Annotated in this window: 21 protein-coding genes; 14 read left to right on the plus strand and 7 right to left on the minus strand. The window is 64.4% G+C overall.

Going from position 1 to position 20,782, the window contains the following annotated elements:
- Positions 1–28: 28 nt before the first annotated feature.
- Complete coding sequence (locus BMX61_RS21385; RefSeq protein WP_075625493.1) at positions 29–403, plus strand: cytochrome c; 375 nt, start codon at positions 29–31, stop codon at positions 401–403.
- Positions 404–573: 170 nt separating this feature from the next.
- Here BMX61_RS21385 and dmeF read toward each other — a convergent pair whose 3' ends face one another.
- Positions 574–1,803, minus strand: coding sequence for a CDF family Co(II)/Ni(II) efflux transporter DmeF (dmeF, locus tag BMX61_RS21390; protein WP_170854997.1), 1,230 nt, complete (start codon positions 1,801–1,803; stop codon positions 574–576).
- A 229-nt stretch (positions 1,804–2,032) separates the two neighbouring features.
- The gene (locus tag BMX61_RS21395; RefSeq protein ID WP_075625492.1) at positions 2,033–2,305 is read right to left on the minus strand and encodes a metal/formaldehyde-sensitive transcriptional repressor; all 273 of its coding nucleotides are present in this window, start codon (positions 2,303–2,305) and stop codon (positions 2,033–2,035) included.
- Between the two features lie 444 nt (positions 2,306–2,749).
- Here BMX61_RS21395 and BMX61_RS21400 point away from each other — a divergent pair, with 444 nt between their 5' ends.
- Both BMX61_RS21400 and BMX61_RS21405 read left to right on the plus strand, forming a co-directional pair.
- Positions 2,750–3,259 (plus strand): GNAT family N-acetyltransferase, encoded by a 510-nt coding sequence (locus BMX61_RS21400; RefSeq protein ID WP_075625516.1) that lies wholly within the window; start codon positions 2,750–2,752, stop codon positions 3,257–3,259.
- 11 nt (positions 3,260–3,270) lie between these two features.
- Positions 3,271–3,864: a DJ-1/PfpI family protein gene (locus BMX61_RS21405; RefSeq protein WP_075625491.1), complete on the plus strand. Its 594-nt coding sequence runs from the start codon at positions 3,271–3,273 to the stop codon at positions 3,862–3,864.
- A gap of 288 nt (positions 3,865–4,152) precedes the next feature.
- Here the strand turns inward: BMX61_RS21405 and BMX61_RS21410 are convergent, their stop codons facing one another.
- On the minus strand, positions 4,153–5,160 hold the full coding sequence (locus BMX61_RS21410) for an asparaginase (RefSeq protein ID WP_075625515.1): 1,008 nt from the start codon (positions 5,158–5,160) through the stop codon (positions 4,153–4,155).
- A gap of 191 nt (positions 5,161–5,351) precedes the next feature.
- Between BMX61_RS21410 and BMX61_RS21415 the strand changes: the two genes are divergently transcribed.
- Both BMX61_RS21415 and BMX61_RS21420 read left to right on the plus strand, forming a co-directional pair.
- Positions 5,352–6,089 carry a DUF3750 domain-containing protein gene (locus BMX61_RS21415; protein ID WP_075625490.1) on the plus strand — a complete coding sequence of 246 codons (738 nt, stop codon included), beginning with the start codon at positions 5,352–5,354 and terminating at the stop codon, positions 6,087–6,089.
- 249 nt (positions 6,090–6,338) lie between these two features.
- The gene (locus BMX61_RS21420; RefSeq protein WP_075625489.1) at positions 6,339–6,599 is read left to right on the plus strand and encodes a hypothetical protein; all 261 of its coding nucleotides are present in this window, start codon (positions 6,339–6,341) and stop codon (positions 6,597–6,599) included.
- A 188-nt stretch (positions 6,600–6,787) separates the two neighbouring features.
- Here BMX61_RS21420 and BMX61_RS21425 read toward each other — a convergent pair whose 3' ends face one another.
- Positions 6,788–7,720: a LysR family transcriptional regulator gene (locus BMX61_RS21425; protein WP_075625488.1), complete on the minus strand. Its 933-nt coding sequence runs from the start codon at positions 7,718–7,720 to the stop codon at positions 6,788–6,790.
- Between the two features lie 139 nt (positions 7,721–7,859).
- On the opposite strand from BMX61_RS21425, the gene BMX61_RS21430 reads away from it, so the two are divergent.
- The 6 genes from BMX61_RS21430 to BMX61_RS21455 all read left to right on the plus strand — a co-directional run bounded on the left by BMX61_RS21430 (position 7,860) and on the right by BMX61_RS21455 (position 12,696).
- Positions 7,860–8,549: a phosphoribosyltransferase family protein gene (locus tag BMX61_RS21430; protein ID WP_075625487.1), complete on the plus strand. Its 690-nt coding sequence runs from the start codon at positions 7,860–7,862 to the stop codon at positions 8,547–8,549.
- A 152-nt stretch (positions 8,550–8,701) separates the two neighbouring features.
- Complete coding sequence (locus BMX61_RS21435) at positions 8,702–9,274, plus strand: aminotriazole resistance protein (protein WP_075625486.1); 573 nt, start codon at positions 8,702–8,704, stop codon at positions 9,272–9,274.
- Positions 9,275–9,284: 10 nt separating this feature from the next.
- Positions 9,285–10,805, plus strand: coding sequence for an ABC transporter ATP-binding protein (locus BMX61_RS21440; protein ID WP_075625485.1), 1,521 nt, complete (start codon positions 9,285–9,287; stop codon positions 10,803–10,805).
- Entirely contained in the window at positions 10,802–11,482 is a 681-nt protein-coding gene (locus BMX61_RS21445) for an energy-coupling factor transporter transmembrane component T family protein (RefSeq protein ID WP_075625484.1), read from the plus strand. The genes BMX61_RS21440 and BMX61_RS21445 overlap by 4 nt, the downstream gene beginning before the upstream one ends.
- On the plus strand, positions 11,472–12,104 hold the full coding sequence (locus BMX61_RS21450) for a phosphoribosyltransferase family protein (protein WP_075625483.1): 633 nt from the start codon (positions 11,472–11,474) through the stop codon (positions 12,102–12,104). The genes BMX61_RS21445 and BMX61_RS21450 overlap by 11 nt, the downstream gene beginning before the upstream one ends.
- A 124-nt stretch (positions 12,105–12,228) precedes the next feature.
- On the plus strand, positions 12,229–12,696 hold the full coding sequence (locus tag BMX61_RS21455) for a pyridoxamine 5'-phosphate oxidase family protein (RefSeq protein ID WP_075625482.1): 468 nt from the start codon (positions 12,229–12,231) through the stop codon (positions 12,694–12,696).
- Between the two features lie 114 nt (positions 12,697–12,810).
- Here the strand turns inward: BMX61_RS21455 and BMX61_RS21460 are convergent, their stop codons facing one another.
- Entirely contained in the window at positions 12,811–13,761 is a 951-nt protein-coding gene (locus tag BMX61_RS21460) for a LysR family transcriptional regulator (RefSeq protein ID WP_234794775.1), read from the minus strand.
- Between the two features lie 78 nt (positions 13,762–13,839).
- Here BMX61_RS21460 and BMX61_RS21465 point away from each other — a divergent pair, with 78 nt between their 5' ends.
- A complete protein-coding gene (locus BMX61_RS21465) occupies positions 13,840–14,793 on the plus strand; it encodes an NAD-dependent epimerase/dehydratase family protein (RefSeq protein ID WP_075625480.1) in 954 nt (317 codons plus the stop codon).
- 366 nt (positions 14,794–15,159) lie between these two features.
- Here the strand turns inward: BMX61_RS21465 and BMX61_RS21470 are convergent, their stop codons facing one another.
- Together BMX61_RS21470 and poxB are read right to left on the minus strand one after the other, a co-directional pair.
- Complete coding sequence (locus BMX61_RS21470) at positions 15,160–15,681, minus strand: FUSC family protein (protein WP_075625479.1); 522 nt, start codon at positions 15,679–15,681, stop codon at positions 15,160–15,162.
- Entirely contained in the window at positions 15,668–17,392 is a 1,725-nt protein-coding gene (gene poxB, locus BMX61_RS21475) for a ubiquinone-dependent pyruvate dehydrogenase (RefSeq protein WP_075625478.1), read from the minus strand. Before poxB ends, BMX61_RS21470 begins: the two co-directional genes overlap by 14 nt.
- A gap of 428 nt (positions 17,393–17,820) precedes the next feature.
- Between poxB and BMX61_RS21480 the strand changes: the two genes are divergently transcribed.
- Complete coding sequence (locus BMX61_RS21480) at positions 17,821–19,404, plus strand: Na+/H+ antiporter (RefSeq protein ID WP_075625477.1); 1,584 nt, start codon at positions 17,821–17,823, stop codon at positions 19,402–19,404.
- Positions 19,405–19,749: 345 nt separating this feature from the next.
- Positions 19,750–20,778 carry a LacI family DNA-binding transcriptional regulator gene (locus BMX61_RS21485; protein WP_075625476.1) on the plus strand — a complete coding sequence of 343 codons (1,029 nt, stop codon included), beginning with the start codon at positions 19,750–19,752 and terminating at the stop codon, positions 20,776–20,778.
- Positions 20,779–20,782 lie beyond the last annotated feature (4 nt).

A 20,782-nucleotide genomic window follows, 5' to 3' on the forward strand; every position in this document is an offset into this window, starting at 1 on the left:
CATCGGTGGTGCATGAGAACGGTGGTGCATGAGAACTGCTTTCTTCGTTTCAGTCCTTTTCCTGTCTTTTATCCCGTCAGCATCTTCCGCGGAAAACTTGAATGGAAAGCAGATTTTCCAGAGCCGCTGCGCGATGTGTCACGGCAGCGATGCGCGGGGCACTGGCCCATTGGCTGAAAAAAGCAGCCCGCCCACGCCCGATCTCACGACGCCGGAATTCAAGCAGCGTCTGCGGGATTATCCCGGCGTAATCGTTTCCTCGATCATTCTCCGTCCAAATGGCGATCTGATCCCGAAAACCCTGCGGGAAAACGCCGTCAATCTCCCCGCCTTTCAATGGAAGGTGAAAGATTTTCGCGATCTGAACGACTACTTAACGGGCATTATCTCGAAATCGAGGTAATGCCCGCGCTGCCACTGACGGCAATCCAGGATCGGTGCGCAAACGGTACGACAGACGACTGACGCGTTGCGCGCCAAGAACTGACCAGCGGCCTCCTCTCGTCCGCAACATTCTCGCCCGGCATCGGCGAGACATGGGGACACCCGGCTTCTTACCGCTACTCCTGAAACTCAAGCCGGCGTCACCTCCACCGTCAGATGCGAGAGCCCGGGCAGGCCGGCAAGGCGGGCCTTGTAGATCGAAGGGGGCTTGGGATCGACGCTCGACAGGGCGATGATCGCGGCATGATGGCCGGGGCCGACCTGCCAGACATGGAGGTCCGTCACCCGTTCGCCCTCGCTGGCGACCCTGGCGCGAATGGTGGCCGGCAGGGCGCCGGCAGTGTCGGCGGCATCCACCAGCACCAGCGCCGTCTGGCGCACCAGGCCGATCGACCAGCGGGCGATGACGAGGGCGCCGACGACGCCCATGGCCGGGTCCAGCCAGTTCCAGCCATAGAGACGGCCGGCCAGAAGCGCGAGGATCGCCAGAACCGACGTCAGCGCATCGGCCAAGACATGGAGATAGGCTGCCTTGAGATTGCTGTCGCCGCCATGGTGCCCACCGTGATGTGCATGGTGTCCGCCATGACCACCATGGCCCACGTGGCGTCCATGACCGACCGCGGCCTCGGGTTGGTCAGGGACGGCGGACTGCGGAACGGGCGCGGCGGCATCGGCCTCGATCTGCGCCATGGTCGCGAGCGGGATGTCCGATGGTGTCGTCCTGTCGTCTTCCAGCGTCGCTGGTGAGGCCCGCAAGGGGGCGCTGGCCGGACCGTGGTCATCGGCATGTCCATGATCGTCGTCATGGCTGTGATCATGCCCGTGATCGGCCCCCAGCAGCCAAGCGGAAACGAGATTGACGAGAAGGCCGATGGCCGCCACCGCAATGGCTTCGTCATAGGCGATGGCCACGGGTTCGGCCAGGCGCAGCGCGCTCTCCCAGGCGATGATCAGCGCGATCAGGCCGAGGATCACCGCGCTGGCGAAGGCTGCGAGATCGCCGACCTTGCCGGTGCCGAAAGTGAAGCGGGGATTGCCGGCCTGGCGGCGGGCATAGCGATAGGCGAGCGCGGCGATCAGCATCGCGCCGGCATGGGTGGACATATGCCAGCCATCGGCCGTCAACGCCATGGAGCCGAGGATCTGCCCGCCGATGATTTCCGCCACCATCATCGCCGCCGTGAGCGCGATCACCCACCAGACCCGCCGCTCGTTGCGGGCATGGTCGGCCCCGAGAAAGACATGCGTATGGCCCAGCGGATCGCAAGAGGCCGCCGATTGGGGATGCGCATGGCCAAGCCGTGGCCCATCGTGCCTGTGGGAGGTCACCTCATGGAAAGGATGATCCTGCGACATGTCCGTCCTGCTCCTGCTGGGTTGCCCTGTCGGCGCCTGATCTGGATGCTTCGTCCCCGCGCCGCGCCGCCGAAATGCAGCAGCGGTTTTCGCTTCGCTTGCGGCGTCTGATGTCGTGCTTGCCTTTGCCCCATCGCGCCTTGAGACGGCATGTCGCGCACCGAACCTCGTCACCTCCACGCGTAAGCCATCGCTTGGCGGCACCACGGGCTGAACCGTAGCAAAGCTGTCAGCGGAGATAGGTCTTGAGGATCGCCGCCAGCTCGTCTGCGGCCGCCTGACGGCTCGCCTCATCCGGCGCGTGCAGCACATGCTCGTGCAGATGCTCCTCCACCAGCTCGCCATTCAACCCGTTCAGCGCGCCGCGGATCGAGGCCAGCAGCTGCAGCACCGATCCGCAGCCGGCCTCCGCCTCCAGAGCCCGCTCCACGGCCTCGACCTGGCCCTTGAGCCGGCGAACACGGGCCAGCAGCTTGGCCTTATTGGAAATCGTATGCGACATGGATGCGCTCCTGATAGCATAGGGGGGTATCCTATTTCGGGGTGCCGTACAAGAGCGCTCCAATTATGCCAAAGCGTTTGATGCCAGCCCTTATCTCATATGACTTCGCCTGCCGGTTAAGGTCGTCCATCCGGCAAAGTGACCGCGCCCCATCCACGCTGTCTGTACAAGCCCATCTCGACGGGCCAGTCGCAACCAGCGAGCTGCAACCGGCTTGACAAGCGCCGCCTGACCGCGCATGGTCTGCTCATGATCACACGCCCGACACATATTGCCTGGTATTTTACGCTGCTCCCATAGGTGCGGCTCGTTTGATCATGATCTCAACAAGCCGCCGCAAGGCGGCTTTTGTTTGAGAAACGGCCCCTTGCGGCGGATCCCGCCAGACCACCAAGGAGCCCTCTGATGCCAGCCTCAGCCACCCTTGCCCCCACCATCCTGCCGATGGCTCAGCATGCCGCCAATGACGATGCGCCCGCGGAGCAAGCGCCCCTGCGCGCGCCGCTGGTGCGCATCCGCGCGGCGCAGCCGGCCGATCTTGCCGCCTTGAGCGAGATGATCGGCGAACTGGCCGCCCATCACGGCGATGCCGCCTCGCTAAGCCCGGAGGTTCTGGAGCGCGACCTGTTCGGCCCTGTGCCCTGGATCGCCGCCGTCGTCGCCCAGGCCGAAGGTCGGCTGATCGGCTATGCGCTGCTGGTGCCGCTCTACCGCGCGCAGGAAGGGCGGCGCGGCATGGACCTGCATCACCTCTATGTCCGCAGCGCGCATCGCGGCTCTGGCATCGGCCGCCATCTGGTGGAGGCTGCGCGCGAACAGGCCCGCCGCCAGGGCTGCAGCTTCCTTCAGGTCAGCGCCGCCACCGGCAATGTCCAGGCGCATCGTTTTTATGAATCGGAACATTTCACGCCCCGCCCCGTGACCGGAATGCGCTATATCCAGCCTCTCGCATAGGAACGAATCACATGGCACGTCTGGCTCTAGTTCTGACCGAAGGTTACGCCGATTGGGAATGCGCACTGCTGATGGCGCTTGCCCGGCAAGACTGCGGCATGGAGGTGACGGTGGCGAGCCCAGGCGGCAAGGCGGTGACCTCGATCGGTGGCCTGCGTGCAACCCCCGATCTCGATTGCCGCAAGCTGTCCGCCGAGCGTTTCGATGCGCTGGTTATCTGCGGTGGCACGATCTGGACGACGCCGTCTGCGCCGGATCTTACGCCGCTGCTGCGAGCTTTCGATCAGGCGGGCAAGGTGGTCGCCGGCATCTGCGCCGGCGTTCTGCCGCTTCTGGATGCCGGCTGCCTGAAGGGCCGCGGCCATACCAGCAATTTCGCCGGCTTCCTGCGCGAGGCACGCCTCACCTATGGCGAGGCTGCGACCTATCGCGATCTGCCGCATGCCGTGCGCGACGGCCATATCATCACCGCGCCCGGCACGGCTCCGGTGAGCTTCGCCATCAAGGTGCTGGAAGCGCTGGGCATCGACGGCGCTGCGCTCTCGCAGGAGCTCGTGTGCTTTTCCGCCGAACATCTCTCGGTGAAAGCCGCAGCCGCCGCCTAGACTTTCGGCGCGAAAACAGGAATCCACAGACACTATGTAAAGGTCTTACGGCTTGACGGGCCTCATCCGGCTGCCGCCACTGTCTCCCCGCTGGGGGAGCCGAGGCCAAGGCGCGAGCGCCAGAGGCGGCACGTCTCTTCTCCCCATCGGGGAGAAGGTGGCCCGAAGGGTCGTATTCGGGGCTGCCAAGCCGCCAACCCTCTGCATCATGTCCTGTGATTCCGATCCACAGGACATGGCCTGCCATGTTTTAAAGCTGGCCGCCTCTCCTTCCAGGCCATGCTTGGCTCAGTCCATAAGCGCCTGCGTGACGCGGACATCGCCGACGGCGATGCCGTTCCAGTTGCGCATGGTGTGGTTGGCCTTGGCCATCAGCGCGGCAAAAAGCGTGTCGTCATGGCGCAGGAAGCGGGCGAGCGTGGCGGCCACCATGGCCTCGGCCGCACGGGTTGTTCCATCCTCGCATTTCAAGGCGATGGCGATGCCTTCCTGCGGCAGCGCCGCGCAAAAGACGCCTTCCGCGCCCGTCTTGGCAAAGATCCGGCCCGGCGCCAGCGCCATGATCTCGGTGCAGAGCCGGCGCGTGCCGGCGACGTAGAAGGGCTCGGCCATGCAGGCGGCCATCAGCCGGCGCGCCGCCTTCGCCCGCTCAGGGGCCAGCCCCTCGCCGGTCGCCATTTTTGCAAAACCATGTGCCAGACCTTGCAGCGGCACGGCATAAGTCGGAATCGAGCAGCCGTCGACGCCGCAAACATCATGCGTGATGAGCGCGCCGGTCAGGCTCTCCATCGTCGCACGGATCTCACGCTGCAGCGGATGGTCATAGCCGACATAGCCGGCCACCGGCTCGCCCGCATGGGCGCAGGTGCAGACGAAACCAGCATGCTTGCCGGAGCAATTGTTGTGCAGCGCGGTGGGCTTGTCCATGGCGCGCGCCTGGCGGATCAGCGTCTCCTGCTGGAAGGACCAGTGCGCCCCGCATTCCAGATCCTCGACCGAGCGGCCGGCCCGCGCCAGCATCGCGTCGGCGAGATCGGCATGCTCCGGCTCGCCATTGTGGGAGGAGCAGGCGAGCGCCAGTTCGCGATCGCCGAAGCCATAATGATCGGCCGCGCCGCTTTCCACCAGCGGCAGCGCCTGCATGGCCTTGCAGGCCGAACGCGGAAACACCAGATGATCGATGGCGCCGGCTGAAAACAGCACCTTGCCCGCTCCGTCCACGGCCACGACAGTGCCGCGATGACGGCTCTCCACCATCGTGCCGCGCGTCACTTCCACCAGAACCGGGTTCGCCATCATCCGCCCTCAACCATCTCAGGATCCGCTGCCTGTTTGTCGAAGCCGCACAGCGCTGTCAACGCCGCGCGCTGCCATGGGTCGCGCCGCAAGATCGCCGCGCCGGAGTTCCCGCATCGACAGCCGATTGCGGGGAGCGAGACCGGAGCGGTACGACATCATTATGCGCCAGCCGCCCTTTTGGAGATCACATGCCTCTTTTACGCCTGGTGCTTGTCTCCTTCCTCCTCGTCTATCTCCTGCCCGCGCTGGCCTCTGCGGGGATCTGGTATATGCGCGACAGGCCGGCGAGCTGGCGCGAGGCGGACTGGACGTCGGCGGGCATTCTGCCGCCGCCGCAGGCCGATGCGGAGCCTGCGGTCTATGTGCTGTCGGCGGCCACAGGCGGCATGAAAGGGGCTGTCTCCAGCCATTCCTGGATCGTTTTGAAAAAGCCCGGCGCCAGCAGCTATGCGCGTTATGACAAGGTCGGCTGGGGCACGCCGATCCGGCGCAATGCCTATCCCGCCGATGCGCGGTGGTATTCCAACCCGCCGGAGCTCGTGGTCGCCCGCCGGGGACCGGAGGCCATGGCGCTAATCCCCAAGGTGGAAGCCGCCATCGCCGCCTATCCCTATAATCAGCCGGGTGCCTACCGGCTGTTTCCCGGACCGAACTCCAACAGTTTCGTGGCGCATGTGCTGCGCAGCGTGCCGGAACTCCATGCCGTGCTGCCCCCTCACGCAGTGGGGCGCGATTATCTGCCGGAAGGGCGCTTCTTCGCCGTCGATGCCGATGGGCGCGATGTCCACGCCACGCTCTATGGGCTGATCGGCCTCTCCGCCGGCTGGCGCAGCGGGCTCGAGCTTCACATCCTGGGCTTGGTCGCGGGCCTGGACCTGCGCCACCCCGGCCTGAAGATCCCCGCCTTCGGCCGGATCGGCTTCTGAACGCACTTGGAGACGTCGCGCATGCCGCACAAGACGGCACAGCGACAGGCTGCGCCCCAGATCGAGCCACGCGAAGAGCGGCGTTGGTCACGTCCGGCCAACCTGCTCAGGAGGACGCAAGATCCCTAGCCTGTAGAGATGCTGTCCTGCGCAACGCCTCGGCCATAACCGTGATTGCTAAATTCGTAAGAAAGCGCTTAACTCACGACGGTCATCAACGGCCTTGGTCGGATCGTTTGGGAGGAACGCATGAAAAAGATCTTGTTGGTGGCGGCTTTGGTTCTCGCTGGGGTGTCGGCACAGGCTGCCGATACGTGCAAATCCAAAGCCGTCGATAAGAACGGAAAGCCGCTGGCCGGTGCAGCGCTGACATCATCCATGACGAAATGCACCAAGGACGTCACAGCCGCTTGCGAAGCCACGGCGAAGGATAAGAACGGCAAGCCCTTGGCCGGCGCCGCCAAGACGTCCTACACCAAGAAATGTGTCAGCGACGCTGTCGGCGGCTGACACCAGGTGCGGGCTGCGAGGAGCAAGCAGCTCGTCCCTCTGCTTTGAGATCGGCGGGAACTACGGTGTTCTCGCCGACGACAAGCCCGTGCATCAATTCGAAGCAACAACCCATCGAACGGCTTCGCGTCAGCGCTTTCAACCAGTATTCGCCGATGAACGACCAGAGAACCGCCGTGCCTGCCAGCCTATGGCCCAGCTGCGGCGACATCCGTCTCCAGACGCGCGAAGGCGGCTTCCAGCGTCTTGCGCACCAGGATCGAGGTCATCGACGGGCTGCGATGGGGATCGACAATCAGGGACAGGGTGAGCGGCGGCAGGCCGCGATCGGTAAAGGGCAGCTGCCACAGCCCGTCGGCGCCTATGCGCGGCGCAGCGGGCGGAAGCACCGCCAGACCATAACCGCAGCCCTCGCGGACCAGGGCACGCATGAGGTCGAGGCTGTTCATGGTCGCCACGGGCTGCAGCCGCCGCCCAATCCGCGCAGCGGCGATATCGACGGCGTCGCGCACATGGGTGGAGGCATCCGGCACCAGCGTCGGATGGGAGAAGAAGGTCTCGAGCGCAATGCCTTCGGGCGGCGCAGCCTCAGGCAAAGCGGGAAGAAGCGCGCGCAGCGAAAAGACGGTCGAACAGGTGACGGACACGCCCGGCATCGGCTGCGGGCTGAAAGTCAGCCCGAAATCGGCGGCGCCGTCGATCACCTGCTGGCGCACCCGGTCAGGCTCGACGACGGAGATCTGATGGCGAATGCGCGGATGCTCGGCCAGGAAGGGCGCCAAGGCCGCCGGTAGAAAGCCGGTCGCAGCCTCCTGCGAGAGGACGATCTTCACCTCGCCCCGCCGCAGGCCCTTCAATTCCTCGATCTCGAAGCGGATACGGCCGAAGTCCTTCTGCCATCCACGCACGCCATGGATCAGCATCTCGCCGGCCGAGGTCAGCCGCATGCCGCGCGGCAGCCGCTCGAACAGCGCGACGCCCAGTTCTTCCTCCGCCCGGATCAACTGCTTGTCGATCGCCGAGGCCGAGACATTCAGCTGTTCGGAGGCCTTGCGGATCGAGCCGAGACGGGCGACCGCATCCAGATAATGGGCAAAACGGGAGAAGAGCAGCCGGCTCATGCGCGCGCATACTCGCGTTGAATAAAAGGAAACGCACAGGTCGATTTTTGATGTTTGTAAAAGCACGGACAGCCGATGTCTATAGAGACGAAGGCTGCGCGTACCTGCGCCATCAAGCCCTTTGACACCGCGAGCATGCATGCATCTGGACACAGCACGAACCCATGAAACGGAGATCGCCGGCGCGCCGGTGGCGCTGCCGATCATCCAGCTCGACGACCGCAAGGCAATCGCGCTTCTCATGGTGATCGATATGGGCATTCGTTTCGGCGATCGCGTGGGCGAAGCCCTGGCGGCGCATTTCGCGGCGCTCAAGCCGGAGATCATCGTCGGCAGCGCAACGCTCGGCATTCCCGTGGCCATCGAAGTGTCGCGGCGCCTGGGCATCGACCACTACGTCATCCTGCAGAAATCGCCCAAGTTTCACCTTGCCGACGCATTGGTGGAAGAGGTCCGGTCTGTCACCAGCACCGCACCGCAGCGCCTGTTGCTCGACCGCAGATCGATTGCGCTGCTGCAGGGGCGGCGGGTGCTGGTGGTCGATGACGTCGTCGCCACCGGCTCAAGCATGGCTGCGGCGCTGCGCCTCGTGCGGCGTGCCGGCGGCTGCGTGGTGGGAGCCGGCACCATCCTGACGGAAGGCAATGCCTGGCGCGCGGCGCTCGGCCAGGATGCCACCCTCCTGCATGGTCTCGGCCATATCCCGCAGTTCGACATCATCGACGGAGAGCCGGTGGCCGACCCTGCCACCGAGGCCGCACCGCCAACCGAGCGGCGAATTTTTCTCACGTCTCAGGTCGCCCCGGCCCGCAAGCCATCGGCAGCCTGAGACAGCACAGACAAGAGGGCAGCCGCGCCACCAAGGCCGGAGCTGCCCCGTCCGTCAGGGATGGAAACAGGCCGGAGACCTTTCACATTGGACGGACGGCCGTCGCCATGCGCACGTCCGCCGGAGTTATATAAAACAAGGGGAACCGAACCATGCAATCCACCAGCCTCTCCGAGGGCGAGGGCAACGCGCTCTTTCCCATCGTGCTTTCCGTCGTGGCCGCGGCGGCCACGGGCGTGCTCTGGGCTTATGCCAATCCGATCCAGCTCGTGCCGGGCGTCATCCAGTGGCGCATCTTCGCCTTTTTGCCGCCGATTGTCGGCATTCTCATCGGCTGGCGCAGCGGCTTCATCTGCGGCTATCTCGGCACCATCGTCTGGTCGCTGCTGGCCGGCACCTTCATTCCCGCCCATTCGCTCATTGTCGATGGGATCATGGTCGGCCTGACCGGCCTCGTGCCCGGCCTCTTGTTCGACCCGGCCAAAACCAGCTTCAACAAGGCAACGCTGGTGCGCATCGCCCTGACCTGCCTACTGGTCGGCCTGGTGATGGTGGCCGCTGTCGCGGCGAGCCTGGCCTATCTCGGCATTTTCCCGTTCTGGTGGGCCTTCGGCTATATCGGCCTGTCGGACATTGTCCCAATGGTCATCGGCACGCCGCTTCTGGTCTTGCCCGCGCTGAAGATCCTCAAAAGCGCGCATCCTGCCGGCTTCAAGCGCTTCTGACGGATCTCACGTGCTCGATATCGACAATCTCACGCTCGGCTTCGGTGGCGCTCCGGTGCTGTGCGAAGCCCGGCTGACACTTTTGCGTGGGCAGAGGCTGCTCGTCTGCGGCGCGGCCGGCAGCGGCAAGACCTCGCTCTTGTCCGTCGCCGCCGGGCTCATCCCCCGGCTGGTCGCGGTGCCGGAGCTTTCCGGCAATGCCACGCTCGACGGGCAGCCGCTCGGTAGCGTCGCCCGGCAGGCGCTTTTCCGCCGGATCGGCTTTATCGGGCAGAATCTTGAGGACCAGCTCTGGGATCTCTGCGTCGAGGATGTCATCGCCTTCCCGCTGGAAAATCGCGGCATCGCCCGCTCCGAAATCCGCGCGCGGCTGGAAAGGCTGATTACCGGCTTCGGCCTTTCGGCGCTCAGCGGCCGGCGCGTGCTGACGCTGTCGGGCGGTGAGCGGCGCATGGTTGCCGTGGCGGCCGCCTTGGCCGCCGGGCCCGATTTCCTGGTGATGGACGAACCCACCACCGGCCTCGACCCGGCGGCGCGGCGGCGGCTTTGCCATATCCTCGATCAGGCGGCGCAGGAGGTGCCGACCCTCTTGATCGCCGATCAGGATGCCGTCTCGCTTCTGCCGGTGATCGATAGCCTGGCGCTGCTGCAAGGGGGGAAACTCTCGACGCCGCAGCCGCCGGCCGACTGTCTCGAAAACCACGCGATCTGGGAGGAAGCCGGCCTGCTGCCGCCGATGCGTCGCCGCAGGCTGGCGCCTGCAAGCGCCATCGGCAGGCCCCTGCTGGCCGTATCAGGCCTCGTCACCCGCCTTGCCCGCGCCGGCGGCGATCCAGTTCTCAAAGACGTGACGTTCGATATTCGCGCCGGCGAAGTGGTGGCGCTGATCGGGCGCAATGGCGCCGGGAAGACGACGCTGTTCAAGGCGATGCTGGGCCTGACGAAAGCGGCAGGCGGTACCATCGCCTTGGATGGTGCGGCGGCGGATCGCTGGACCGTGGCCGCCCGGGCCCGCAAGCTCGCCTATATTCCGCAGAACATGCGCCACATCCTCTTCAATATGAGCGTCATCGGCGAGGTCATCTTCGCCATCACCGCCTCGACGGCACGCTCCGCCGATCCGGCCATCGTGGAAAAAGCCCGCGCAGCTCTTGCGCGCTACGATCTGGGCTCTCTGGAGGAGGCCAATCCCTTCGCGCTTTCCGTTCGCCAGCAAGGCCTCCTGGGGCTCGCCTGCGCCGATGCGGCCGGCGCGCTGGTCGCGATCATCGACGAGCCGCTTCTGGCGCGAGACCTGCATGGCCGGGCGATGCTGGAGCGATTCATCGCCGCGATGCGCGACACGGGCCGGGCGGTGATGCTGATCTCGCACGATCTCGAACTGGTGGACGATCTTGCCTCGCGCCTGATGCTGCTCGATCAGGGCCGCATCGCCTATGACGGCCCGCTGGCGGAAGGGTGGCGCAGCCCTGCCTTTACCGCGCTCAGCTGGCCCGCCCCCTATGCCGACATGCCGGAGGAGGCCGCATGAGCTGGCTGCACGATCTCAACTTCTTCGCCAAACTGGCTCTGGCCTTCGCCGTGATGACGGCGGCCTGGCTTGCCCCCGGCTGGCAGGCCGGCATTGCTTTCGCGCTCATCTGCGTGCTCCTGCTCTGGCTGCTGCGGGTGCCGGGCGTTGCCGGCTATACCAAGGGCGCCGCGCTGCTGACGGCCATGGTCATGGCCAGCTGGCTGCTCAATCTCACCCTTCAGGGCTTGCCGCTTTCGCAAGCCCTGCCCGTCGCGGCGGCCATGGCCGCCCGGCTGGTGGCCACAACGGCGGCTTTCTATTTCGTGATGGAGACCTCGACCCCCGGCGCCATCCTGGCGGCGTCGAGCGCGGCGCGGCTGCCGTCGCTCGTCACGCTGGTTCTGTCGCTGACCTTCGGCGTCATCCCGATGCTGCGCGCGGACTTCGAACGAATCGCCGATGCGCAACGCGCCCGTGGCATGGAGATCGACGATGTCGGCCTGCCCAGCCGGCTGCGTTTCGCGCTGGCGCGCGGCGTGCCGCTTCTCGTCCAGGCAATCCGCATGGCGCATGCCATCTCCTTCTCGCTCAGCCTTTATGGCTATGATCTCGCACAGAAACGCACAACCTGGCGTCAGGTCGGCCTCATGGTCGAACCGCGTCTGAAGATAAAGGACCAAGCCGATGCCAAGTGACATTGCCGATCCCCGGACCGGGCAGAGCTGGACCGTCGATGTTGCCGGGCAGGCGATCGATCTGCCGATCGTGGCGATCAAACCGGATTTCGCCATTTCGCTGATGATGCTCATCGATCTCGGCGTCCGCTTCGGTGCCCATATCGGGCAAGCGCTGGCTGAGGCTCTGGCCCCGGCAAAGCCCGACATTGTCGTCGGCGCCGCCACGCTCGGCATTCCCGTAGCCATCGAAGTCACCCGCGCGCTGGGTCTGGACAATTACGTCATTCTGCAGAAGTCGCCGAAGCTGCATCTCGCCAATGCCCTGGAGCAGCGCATCTCCTCCATCACCTCGAAGGGAGAGCAGCGCCTGCTGCTCGACCGCGCGGCCTTGCCGCTTCTGGCCGGCAAACGCGTCGTCGTGGTCGACGATGTCGTCGCGTCCGGCTCCAGCCTGCGCGGCTCGCTCGAACTCGTGCGCCGGGCTGGTGCGGAGGTGGTCGGCGTCGGCGTCATCCTGACCGAAGCCAAGGACTGGCACGAGACGCTTGGGCTGGATCGCGACCTGGTCCATGGGCTTGCCCATATTCCGCAATTCACCAAAGCGCCGAATGGCCGGTGGGAGCCTATTCCGGGAACCTGACGCTCGATCCCTCATCAGCCCTCCCACCGGGGTCCTGGCGCATGGCCGCACCCCGGCAACAGCCGATCACGTGGAACCATCCCGGACACGGCGGGTTCATGGGCAGGCGATTGAGGAGGCTGCAATGACGACCATGTCGATGGAAGATCTGTCCAAAAAGATCAGCAAGATCGATTTCTGCATGTTCAACACGCAAGGCGGATCCGGGATGATCAACAGCCGGCCGATGAGCAACAATGGCGATGTCGAGTATGACGGCGACTCCTGGTTCTTCTCCTATGAGAACACCAAGAAGGTCAGCGAGATCGACCGCGACGCGGGCGTTACCCTGACCTTCACCGCGCCGCCAAGCATGCTCGGCAAGCCGGGCATCTTCGTCGCCGTCTATGGCAAAGCTAGCCTGATCCGGGACAAGGCGCAGTTCGAGGCGCATTGGGTGAAGGATCTTGACCGATGGTTTCCCGAGGGCATCGACACACCCGGTATCGTGCTGATCAAGGTGTCCGCCAACACCATCGAATATTGGGATGGCGAGGACAATGGTCGTATCGACTTGGTAACGGCGGGGACCCTGACCGGGAGCGCGGCGTAACGGTGCAGCGGTGGGCGTGTAAAGCCTATCGCTGCTTGCCGGCGCAATAGCCGTTACTGCAAAAACACACCATCCAGGCGGTATGCCGAGACGGCCATCCAAAGGCGCGCCGGGTCATGCCTTCGTCTTTTGATCAGCCGGCAAACGATAGACCGTATCCGCAACGTCGCGCAGCAGGTCGCGAAACCAGATAAGCGCTGGATCGGCGGAGCGGATGCGGTTCCAGACCAGCGTGATGGATAGAGGTTGCGGAGCCAGAGGCGATGGCGTCATCGCGAGGTCGAAGGGTCCGGCGAAGCGGCGCGCCAGGGCTTCCGACATGGTCGTCACATAATCCGTCGCCGCCACAACGGCGAGCGCTGCGGCAAAATGCGGCGTGCTGATCGCAATCCTGCGCGACAGCTTGCGAGCCGCCAGCGCCGCGTCGATCTCGGACTGGCCATCGCCGAAGATCGCGACGACCGCATGCGGAAACCGCGCATAATCTTCCGCCGTCACCGGCCCCGCGGCCAAGGGATGGCCGCGTCTCGTCACCAGAACCAGCCGATCCTCGCCCAGAACCATGCTTTCCGCACCTGATGGCAGCGATGTGGAGGAGAGCGCGAAGGTGAAGTCAATCCGGCCTTGCCGCATATGGTCGATCGTCTCCGGACCATAGCCTTCCACCGCAAGCCGGATGCCCGGTGCCGCGCGCGAGAGGCGCTGCATCACCTCCGGCATCAGCAATAGGGTCTGCGCATCGGCGGCGACGAGACGGATGGTGCGCTGCTCGACCGCCGGATCAAATGAGACGTCCCGGAAAAGCGCACCGACCTGTTCCAAGGCAGCCGCGACCTGCGGGGCCAGCCGATCGGCTTTCGGCGTCAGCGCGAACCCGCCCGCCTGCCGCACCAGCAAGGGATCGCCGAACAAGTGCCTGAGCCGGCCGAGCGCGCGGCTCATCGCCGGCTGGCTCAACCCGACATCACGTCCGGCATGGGTGATGTTGCGCCGTCGCAGCAGTGCGTCGAGCACCGGCAACAGATCGAGATCAACACCCGATAAATGCTTTGATGGTATATTCATAATGACAATTATGCATTTCATGCATGGTTGGGTCCAGTGCTACCGTTCCCAAATCGACGGAATGGAGACATGTGACGAATGAACAAGGTCACGGTGATTTTTGGGTTTGGCGTCGCCGGAAAAGCCGTCGCGGAACGATTGGTCGCGGCAGGAAGGCGGGTCCGCATCGCCCAGCGCTCGCAGCCGGCCGATCTTGCCGCCGGCATGGACTTCGTCCGCTCCGACGTGCTCGACCGTGCACAGGTGCTGGCGGCCGCGGCGGATGCAGAACGGATCGTCATTGCCATCGGCTTCGCCTATGACACGAAGACCTGGGCGGAAAGCTGGCCACGCGCCATGGGGCATATCCTTGCGGCGGCGGAGGCCACCGGCGCTCCGACGCTGTTCTTCGATAATATGTATATGTACGGCCCGCAGGACGGCCCGATCCGGGAGGACTCTTCTTTCGCACCTTGGGGCGGCAAACCTGTGGCGCGGCGCGCGATCACCGAGATGTGGCAGCAGGCCTCGGCTGAAGGGCGGGTCTGCATGAGCGCGCTGCGGGTCAGTGATTTCTATGGTCCCGGTGTGACGAACAGCCATCTCGGCGCGTTGGTGTTCGGCAGGTTGGCTGCAGGCAAAGCCGCACAATTCGCAGTGCCGATCGACCATCCGCACGACGTCGCCTATCTGCCCGACGTGGCGCGCGCGGTGGAAAGGCTACTCGACCTGCCGCCGGAAGATTGGGGCAAAGTCTGGCTCATGCCCTGCGCGCCAACTCGCACATTGCGGGAAATTGCCGTGATCGCAGCGGCGACCATGGGCGTCGAGCCTCGCATCCAGACCTGTCCGGCTCCCCTCCAGGCGCTTCTAAGGCTGGCAGTGCCCGTGCTGCGCGAAGTGCATGACGTCCGTTTCCTGTTCGACCGAACTTACCGGATCGACGCGTCGAAATTCACGGCACGTTTCGGTGCCGATGTTACGCCGATCGAAACGGGCGTTGCGGAAACGGCGCGCGCATTCCTCAACGGGGGCGCTGGCCGGACAGAGTGACGTTTCCCGAACTTGCGCGACGCAGCATGGGACGGGTCACCCTGCCCCCTTGTGCACCTGAGCGCACGCGCGGAAGCGACTTGGGAAATTCTGAAAGATCCGCCTGCTGCATTTCTCCCGCACCTTGTTCTTTGGAGTCGTCATGGCCAGGTGAGGACGCCGACGCGTCGACAGCACTGCTCAACAAGGAAGACAGGCATGTCGGAAACTCCATCGCCCCAAGCTCGCCATCTCAGGCGAACAGGATGTCGGTAAAGCGGCTGGGTTGGTTTTGCATAGCCTTCCAGATCGGCCGAGTAGCCACGATGACGACTGGTAGCCCAGCATCGCATGGCGAACCAAGCTCACCAGTCGTCACCGCGTTTGTCATCTCCGCTTCAACCGCAGAAAGGTGAGGATCACACCTTCCGCGAGGACGTGCAGAAGAATACCGACCACGCCGCCCAGGAGCACCTCCGCGCCGCGCAGCAAACCTACTTCCCAGATTGGCGATCCCGGCGTGGAGGTAAAGAAAACGATCGGGCAGGTCCACATGCAGACCTTGAGCAATGGCCACCGTCGCGCGGCGATAGCCGCCAGCGCAACGGCAATCGCCACCTCCGCCGTGGTTCCGACATGCGCCCAGCGCGAACCCACACCCACCAGGACGGCGATGACGACGCCAAGCAGCGTGCCGAGGAAACGGCCGATGGTCGCCTGCTGCGTATCGCCGAGGCGCTCCTGGCTGACGATCACGCCCGACATGGCCGCCCAGACCGGATGAGGCAGATCCGCGGCCTGGGCGAGAAGGATGGAGAGCGTTGCGGCGGCCGAGCAGCGCAGAACGAAGAGCACATCACGAAGCCGAGCGTGAGGCGCGGCCGAACGATCCGCTTCAGCGTAGGACATTGGTTCTGGCAAGCTCCAGCACCTCGCTGCCGCGACCGCTGATGATCGCCTTGAGCATGTAGAGGCTGAAGCCCTTGGCCTGTTCGAGCTTGATCTTCGGCGGCATCACCAGTTCCTGCTTGGCGGTTACCACATCGACAAGCGCTGGACCGGGATGGGCCAAGGCGCTTGACAGGGCCGCATCGAGATCCTCGGCGGCCTCGACGCGAATGCCTTTGACACCCATGGCGTTGGCCATGGCGGCAAAATCTGGGTTCTGAAGGTCCGTGCCGGTGTCGAGATAGCCGCCGGCCTTCATCTCCATGGCGACAAAGCCGAGCGAGCCATTGTTGAAGACGACGATCTTCACGGGAAGGCCGAGTTGCGTCAGGCTGATGAAATCACCCATCATCATGCTGAAGCCGCCATCGCCTGATAGCGAGATGACCTGACGCTCCGGCGCGGCGGCCTGCGCGCCGATTGCCTGCAGCATCGCATTGGCCATGGAACCATGATTGAACGAGCCGAGCAGGCGGCGCCGGCCGTTCATGGTGAGATAGCGCGCCGCCCAAACCGTGGGCGTGCCGACATCGGCGGTGAAGATCGCATCTTGCGCTGCCAGTTCACTGATGCGCCGCGCAAGATATTGCGGATGGATGGGCCGGCCCACCGGCGTCGGTGTGGCCAGTTCATCAAGCCCTTCGCGGGCCTTGCGGTAATGCTTCAGCGCTGCATCGAGAAAGCCGCGCTCCTCGCGGGCGCGCAGGTGCGGCATCAGCGCGGCAATCGTTTCGCCAACATCGCCCACCACACCCTGCGTCAGCGCCGCGCGACGGCCGAGCGCGCCGGGGTCGCGGTCGATCTGAAGGATGGTGGCCTTCTGCGGATAAAAGGCGCGATAGGGGAAATCCGTGCCGAGCATCAGCAGCGTGTCGGCCTCCTCCATGGCGTGATAGCCCGAGGAAAAGCCGATCAGCCCGGTCATGCCGACATCGAAAGGATTGTCCCATTCGACATGCTCCTTGCCGCGCAGCGCATGAACGACCGGTGCCTTCAGCCGGTCGGCGAGCGCCACCACATGATCGTGGGAGCCGGCGCAGCCGCTACCGGCCAGGATGGTGATCGCCTTGCCTTTGTCCAGATGCGCGGCCAGTTGCGCAAGATCGGCATCGGCCGGGACGAGGCGGGGCTTTCCGGGCAAGGCCGGCACGGGCACAGCGCTCACCGGCGCATCCGCAAGGGCAACATCGCCGGGAATGACGAGAACGGCAACGCCGTTGCGGCCCACAGCCGTGTTCAGCGCGCGATGCAAGACACTCGGCATCTGCGCCGGGTTCGAGACGAGTTCGATGAAATCAGCGCATTCGCGGAACAGCTCTTGCGGATGGGTCTCCTGGAAATAGCCAAGGCCGATCTCGGAGGACGGGATATGGGCAGCAATCGCCAGCACCGGCACATGGTTGCGCTTGCAATCGAACAGGCCATTGATGAGATGCAGGTTGCCTGGGCCGCAGCTGCCGGCGCAGACAGCGAGCTGGCCTGTCACGGCAGCCTCGGCCCCGGCGGCAAAGGCCGCGGTCTCCTCGTGACGGACATGCATCCATTCGATCCGGCCGAGCCGCCGCAGGCTGTCATTCAAGCCGTTCAGGCTATCGCCCGTAACACCCCAGATGCGCTTCACTCCGGCATCGGCCAGGCTCTGCGCCAGCAGATCAGCGACGGTCATCGACATAGGTGGCCTCCTTGTTTGCTGTCCTATCAGCATCACGCTTGAGACCTGTCGCACGGAGGAAGAATGTCCAGCTCGGCTTAAACAATCATTGCTCATGGCTGTCATGTGGCGCTTGCACGGCTGCGATTCCTTGTAAGGCCGGTTGATCGCCTGCGTCATCGAGATGGCGCGCTCGACAGCTCTTCCCTGCTATTGCGGACCTTAAAACCGGCGGACCTTGCTCTCGAATTCTGGTCCAGGCGTTTCAGGGTCGTGCATGTCGGAACGTCACTGCGGATCGCGCTGCGCAGCCGTGTCAGCCTCAGCCACGATCGAAGGCGCAGAGACGGCTTCCTATCCGGCTCGATGTTCGAAGGAGCGACGCGTCCCCATGTTGCCTTTTCGGGGAAGTCGTCCTTTCATGCCGCTTCTGTTGCATCGAGGCACATATGGACGGCACGCATCTTTTCGAACTGGTGATTGCGATGTTTCTCGCCATCATCGTCCTGCATTATATCGCCCATCGTCTGGGCCTGCCGCCGTCCGTTGCGCTTCTGGCGGGCGGTGCGCTGCTCGCCTTCGTGCCGGGCCTGCCCGCAATTTCCGTCGATCCGGAACTGGTGCTGGTGATCTTCCTGCCGCCGCTCCTTCTGGACGGTGCCTGGTCGATCGCCGTGGATCGGCTCAAACGGCATGTCTTCGGCATCGCGTCGCTGGCCATTGGCGCCGTCGTGTTTACGACAGTCGTCGTGGCAGCCGTCGTTCATCTGCTGATGCCGTCCTTGCCCTGGGCGGCCTGTGCGGCGCTTGGCGCCATCGTATCCCCGCCCGATGCCGTCTCGGCGCGCGCTGTCCTCGAGCGCGTGCACCTGCCGCGGCGGCTGCAGATCCTTCTCGAAGGTGAAAGTCTTTTGAACGATGCCAGCGGGCTGGTGTTGTTTCGCTTCGCCGTCGCGGCGGCCGCAGGCGAAACGTTCAGCCCGATCAATGCATTCGGCACGTTCTTCTTTCTGGCCATCGGCGGTGCCGTCGTGGGGGCGGCCGTCGGCTTTATCTGGGTCAAGCTCGTGCGCCGCCTGGGCGACGAATATCTGATGATCGCGGCAACGGCGATCCTCTCCTGGACCGCCTATCTCCTGGGAGAGCAGCTCCATGTCTCGGGCGTGATCGCCACCGTCACGGCCGGATTGATCGCGTCCTGGCACCAGCACACCGTCTTGTCGGCGGCGACACGCATGCGCGGAACCTCGTTTTGGAACGTCCTCGTCTTCCTGATGGAGGCGATGGTCTTCATTTTGATCGGCCTGTCGCTGCGCAATGTCGTCGAGCGCGGTGGAGGCTTCAACGCCCTCATCGAGTCGATGGCGCTTCCCGCCGCCGCCATTCTGATCACGCTTGTGGCGACCCGCTTCCTCTGGATCCTGGGATCGGACCTGATCATCCGGCTCTTTCACACACTCGGAACAGCCCGCTCGGCCCCGATGGGCGGCGGCGGCGTGACCGTCTTAGGCTGGGCGGGCATGCGCGGCGTCGTCACCCTGGCCCTCGCGCTGAGCTTGCCGCAAGACTTCCCCGGCCGCGACTTCATCCTCGTCATGGCCTTCGCGGTGATCCTGGGAACGGTGCTGATCCAAGGCACGACGCTCGGGCGGATCATCAGCTGGGTGGGCCTTGGAGACGTGGAAACGGAGCGCGCGCCGATGACGATGAGCGAGGCGGAGCGCTCGATGGCGCAGGTGCAGCTGGTGACGGTTCAAAACCTCGCTTATGATGACGACGGCGAACTGATCCATCCGCAGCTGCTGCGGCGATACGAGCAACGCGTCAGGGCAAGCATCAACTACGCCGAAGAGACCGAACGCTATTCTCCCCTGCTGCACGCGCATTTTGACGTCGTGCTGGAAGCCGTGGCCGCAGGCAGGCACGAATTGATCCGACTTCATCGAGCAGGGCAGATCGACGATGAAACCTTGCGGGAGCTTGAACGTGACTTGGATCTTGAGGAGCTGAGCGCGATCTCGGCGAAGGCCTAACGGATTTCGCCAAAGCACGCTGCGAGACTGTCGGGCAGTTTCGCTGACAGTTGATCGGCAGCGCTCCGGACGTAGGCGATTAGAACCTCTCGATGAAGGCGCAAGCCGTAGGCTTTTACTTGCGCAACGCTCTGTTGATGGCATCAAAGCCAGACCCAGGGGCTGCGCCCATCCCACTATCTCGCTTGCCTACAAAACGCCGGGGCTTTCAGTGCAGCAGGTTGACACGCCGTGTCGAGGTCGCCGGCGCGTTGGCGCATTCCCTAAAATCGCTACACAGACACTCTCGTTCTTGACTCACTGTTACGTATCAATTATCTATTGCTACGTATCAACGAGGTCATCATGCGTTCTCGGAGCATCACACAGAAAGAGGTGGCGGAGCGGGCCGGCGTGGCTCAGGCGACGGTTTCGCTCGTTTTGAATGGCGGCCGGGAAAAGGTTTCGGCGGAGACGGCAGAGCGCATCGAAGCGGCCATTGCCGAGCTTGGCTACCAGCCAAATCGTTTCGCGCAGGCGCTGCGCACCCAGCGCAGCTATGTGATCGCCTGTGTCGTGCCGGATCTGGCCAATCCGTTTTACCCGTCGATGGTCGTGGCGGTGCAGCGGGTTGCGCGCGCGGCGGGTTACGAAGTCATTACCATCGACACGGAAGGCCTCGTCGCGAACGAGCGTCAGGTGGTGGCTGCAGCCGAACAAGGGCGGTTCGACGGGATCGTCGGCGTCTTCTTCAATCTCGGCGTCAAGGAGCTCAGCCCGCTCAGCAAGGCCGGCATTCCCGTTGTGCGCATCGAAGTCAGCCGGAAGGCAGGCGGGCCTCTGCCGATTGACGATCTCTTCATCGACAACGAGGCTGCCGCCCGCGCCCTCACCCTTCATCTTCTGAGCCTCGGCCACCGCTCCGTCGCCATGATCGCCGCACCCGGTGGTCCGCAGCAGGTGCGGCTCAAGGGTTATCTCGGCGCGATCGCAACGATTTCGGCGCCGCCGCTCGTGCTCGAGGTCGGCCATTTCACGGTCGAGGGCGGGCGCGAGGCGGCCGACAAGCTCCTGGACAGCGGCAAGTCCTTCACGGCCATTGTCGCCGCCAATGATCTCATGGCCATCGGCGTCATGCAGAGCCTTCTCGCGCGCGGTGTGTCCATCCCGGACGAGGTCTCGGTCGCGGGTTTCGACGATATTCTCGCCTCCGCCCTGGTGACGCCGGCGCTGACGACAGTCGCACAATTTCAGGACCAGATCGGCGCGCGCGCCGCAGAACGTCTGCTCGCACGTCTGGCGGAGCGCAAAGCCGATCCCGGCCATGCCGAGGAAATGGCCTTTGAGCTGATCATTCGCGCGTCGGTCGCGGCGCCGCCAAACAAGAAACCATAAACAT

The sequence above is a fragment of the Xaviernesmea oryzae genome, assembly GCF_900109605.1.
GTDB lineage: Bacteria > Pseudomonadota > Alphaproteobacteria > Rhizobiales > Rhizobiaceae > Xaviernesmea > Xaviernesmea oryzae.

Excerpts from the sequence above, each read along its gene's own strand:
- BMX61_RS21385 (WP_075625493.1), top strand. The coding sequence starts at position 29 with ATGAGAACTGCTTTCTTCGTTTCAGTCCTTTTCCTGTCTTTTATCCCG.
- dmeF (WP_170854997.1), bottom strand. The coding sequence starts at position 1,803 with ATGTCGCAGGATCATCCTTTCCATGAGGTGACCTCCCACAGGCACGAT.
- BMX61_RS21395 (WP_075625492.1), bottom strand. The coding sequence starts at position 2,305 with ATGTCGCATACGATTTCCAATAAGGCCAAGCTGCTGGCCCGTGTTCGC.
- BMX61_RS21400 (WP_075625516.1), top strand. The coding sequence starts at position 2,750 with ATGGCTCAGCATGCCGCCAATGACGATGCGCCCGCGGAGCAAGCGCCC.
- BMX61_RS21405 (WP_075625491.1), top strand. The coding sequence starts at position 3,271 with ATGGCACGTCTGGCTCTAGTTCTGACCGAAGGTTACGCCGATTGGGAA.
- BMX61_RS21410 (WP_075625515.1), bottom strand. The coding sequence starts at position 5,160 with ATGGCGAACCCGGTTCTGGTGGAAGTGACGCGCGGCACGATGGTGGAG.
- BMX61_RS21415 (WP_075625490.1), top strand. The coding sequence starts at position 5,352 with ATGCCTCTTTTACGCCTGGTGCTTGTCTCCTTCCTCCTCGTCTATCTC.
- BMX61_RS21420 (WP_075625489.1), top strand. The coding sequence starts at position 6,339 with ATGAAAAAGATCTTGTTGGTGGCGGCTTTGGTTCTCGCTGGGGTGTCG.
- BMX61_RS21425 (WP_075625488.1), bottom strand. The coding sequence starts at position 7,720 with ATGAGCCGGCTGCTCTTCTCCCGTTTTGCCCATTATCTGGATGCGGTC.
- BMX61_RS21430 (WP_075625487.1), top strand. The coding sequence starts at position 7,860 with ATGCATCTGGACACAGCACGAACCCATGAAACGGAGATCGCCGGCGCG.
- BMX61_RS21435 (WP_075625486.1), top strand. The coding sequence starts at position 8,702 with ATGCAATCCACCAGCCTCTCCGAGGGCGAGGGCAACGCGCTCTTTCCC.
- BMX61_RS21445 (WP_075625484.1), top strand. The coding sequence starts at position 10,802 with ATGAGCTGGCTGCACGATCTCAACTTCTTCGCCAAACTGGCTCTGGCC.
- BMX61_RS21450 (WP_075625483.1), top strand. The coding sequence starts at position 11,472 with ATGCCAAGTGACATTGCCGATCCCCGGACCGGGCAGAGCTGGACCGTC.
- BMX61_RS21455 (WP_075625482.1), top strand. The coding sequence starts at position 12,229 with ATGACGACCATGTCGATGGAAGATCTGTCCAAAAAGATCAGCAAGATC.
- BMX61_RS21460 (WP_234794775.1), bottom strand. The coding sequence starts at position 13,761 with ATGAATATACCATCAAAGCATTTATCGGGTGTTGATCTCGATCTGTTG.
- BMX61_RS21465 (WP_075625480.1), top strand. The coding sequence starts at position 13,840 with ATGAACAAGGTCACGGTGATTTTTGGGTTTGGCGTCGCCGGAAAAGCC.
- BMX61_RS21470 (WP_075625479.1), bottom strand. The coding sequence starts at position 15,681 with ATGTCCTACGCTGAAGCGGATCGTTCGGCCGCGCCTCACGCTCGGCTT.
- poxB (WP_075625478.1), bottom strand. The coding sequence starts at position 17,392 with ATGTCGATGACCGTCGCTGATCTGCTGGCGCAGAGCCTGGCCGATGCC.
- BMX61_RS21480 (WP_075625477.1), top strand. The coding sequence starts at position 17,821 with ATGGACGGCACGCATCTTTTCGAACTGGTGATTGCGATGTTTCTCGCC.
- BMX61_RS21485 (WP_075625476.1), top strand. The coding sequence starts at position 19,750 with ATGCGTTCTCGGAGCATCACACAGAAAGAGGTGGCGGAGCGGGCCGGC.